General features: G+C 66.3%; 2 protein-coding genes and 1 pseudogene. All 3 read left to right on the forward strand.

Features of this window, described 5'->3' with window-relative positions; genetic code table 11:
- Positions 1-313, forward strand: a 313-nt coding sequence (locus tag ABT085_RS46180; protein ID WP_351623195.1) for a transposase family protein, incomplete at its 5' end; no start/stop codon positions are given.
- 331 nt (positions 314-644) lie between these two features.
- Complete coding sequence (locus ABT085_RS46185; RefSeq protein ID WP_351623197.1) at positions 645-1,448, forward strand: class I SAM-dependent methyltransferase; 804 nt, start codon at positions 645-647, stop codon at positions 1,446-1,448.
- A 101-nt stretch (positions 1,449-1,549) separates the two neighbouring features.
- Positions 1,550-1,715 (forward strand): annotated as a pseudogene (locus tag ABT085_RS46190) (IS5/IS1182 family transposase); the annotation flags it as partial.

Below are 1,715 nucleotides of genomic sequence, written 5' to 3' on the forward strand. Positions count from 1 at the left end.
CCACGACATCAAGGCCGCGCGAACCCACGGCATCATCGACGCCCTGGAGGAAGCCGGCGTGGAGTGCTGGGCCGACAAGGGTTACCGGGGCGCCGGCGGCACCATACGGCTGCCCTATTGGGGTCGCTGGGAGATGCTTTCCGCAGGTCAGCAGGCTGTCAACCGCTCGCATGCGAGGATCCGTGCGCTCGTCGAGCAGGCCATGGCCACTCTCAAGACCTGGCGACTCCTGCGCAAGCTGCGATGTTCCACGACTCGCATCACCAGCCTGGTTCAGGCCGTCCTCACCCTGCATCTGACCTGCTCAAACTGAGGTTGGAAACAGCTCAGTGGCAGTAGAGGCGGTTGCTGGCGGTCCTTCATCCGTACGCGGCGTTTCGGCAATCAGTTTGGATGGCTGTGCCTAAAAGCGCTCCGCAGTGAACGCGCGCTTGCCGGCCGCGGTCCCCATCGTGGCCGATGGGGCGCCGGTGGAGTGGGGACCTGCATCAGTGCGGCGTGTCGCGGTTTCCCACGAAATCCGGTGGAGTCTCAGCGGCCGGAAGTGGTTGGGTCCTGCTCAATGCTTCGCTGACACGGCCCGGCACAGTGCGAGGCGCAAGGTCCGAATCGCAGGCGCGGTCTAGCCCCCGTGTCGTCGAGTGATGGAGGTGATCGCGGTGGCTGGTTATGGGGCGCTTTCCGACGTGTACGAGTGGCTGATCGGGGACGACAGGTTGACCCCCGCCAAGGCAGCTGCGGTTTACTACAGCGATGTCGTGGACTCTCTGCCGCCCAACGCGCGCGTCCTCGACTGCGCGTGTGGAACCGGCCAGCTCGCCATCGGTCTCGCGAGTCTTGGCCTTGACGTGGTCGCCGCAGACGCCAGCGATGGGATGGTTCGCCGGACCAAGAAGGTCGCCAGCGAGCGGGGTGTCTCGCTTCGAGCCCTCCGCGCGAGCTGGGACGAGCTGCCCGACCACCTGGAGGACTCCACGTTCGATCTGGTGTTCTGCGTCGGCAACTCGCTCGGGCACGCCGAGGGCGCAGCCGGGCGCCTGACCGCACTGGAAGCGATGTCGCGGCTGCTGAATCCGGGCGGACGCCTCGTGCTCACGTCACGCAACTGGGAGCTCGTGCGCTCCGCCGGCTCACGGGTAGACGTCCGCGATCGACTCATCCGCCGCAACGACCGCGATGCGGTCGTCAGCTACTACTGGCAGATCGAGCAGCGCTGGGAGCAGGAACACTTCCTCGAGATCCTGGTCGCCCAGATCGAGCCGGATGGGGCAGTGCGAGCCTGCTCGGAGCGGTTGTCCATCTGGCCCTACCGGTACGAGGACCTCGTGGCGCAGTTGCGGAGCGTCGGGCTCATGGTGCAGTCCACCACCTTCGACCCCGAGAGCGATGGATACCTGGTGGTCGCCAGCCGCGACCAGGCGCGAGGCACGTCTGAGCCGGCGCGCTGATCCGCTTTTCGTCGTTGTCGTTGCCGACCTGCCGGCTCGCGACCGCCTGCAGCGGGTTCTTCGCAAAGTGTTCAGCGCTTGAAGCGGTTGCTGCGGGTGCGGTTCTCGCCGCGCTGGCTCCCGACCTGCGGACCGCGGCCTGCACCGCTTCCACCGAGGCATTCGTGATCGGGGACGGCACGCTGCTGCCGATCGACCGAATCGCGGCCGACCGGCCCTTCTACTCTGGGAAACATAACAAGCACGGCATGAACGTGCAGATCATCA

Source organism: Streptomyces sp. NPDC002265 (assembly GCF_040296125.1).
Lineage (GTDB): Bacteria > Actinomycetota > Actinomycetes > Streptomycetales > Streptomycetaceae > Streptomyces.

What these genes read in the sequence shown, in the direction of transcription:
- ABT085_RS46185 (WP_351623197.1), top strand. Translation starts at nt 645, where the DNA reads ATGGAGGTGATCGCGGTGGCTGGTTATGGGGCGCTTTCCGACGTGTAC.